Raw genomic sequence first — 283 nt, forward strand, 5'->3', positions numbered from 1 at the left:
CCGCCGCTTCGCCGCTCTGCGGCCAGACGTTTTTGTCGGTATCGACGCGCCGGATTTTACGATTACGTTGGAAGGCCGCCTCAAGCGGCTCGGCATTCGCACTATTCATTACGTTAGTCCTTCTGTCTGGGCCTGGCGGCAAAAGCGGGTGTTCAAAATCGGCCACTCCACGGATAATGTGTTGGCTTTCCTGCCGTTTGAAAAGGCATTTTACGACCGCCACAATGTCCCCTGCCAGTTTATCGGCCATACACTGGCAGACGCCATGCCTCTCGATCCGGAT

At 56.2% G+C, this 283-nt stretch carries 1 pseudogene; it reads left to right on the plus strand.

The annotated features are described in order from the left end of the window. Positions 1-283 (plus strand): annotated as a pseudogene (gene lpxB / locus BG74_RS15225) (lipid-A-disaccharide synthase); the annotation flags it as partial.

The organism is Sodalis-like endosymbiont of Proechinophthirus fluctus, assembly GCF_001602625.1.
Lineage (GTDB): Bacteria > Pseudomonadota > Gammaproteobacteria > Enterobacterales > Enterobacteriaceae.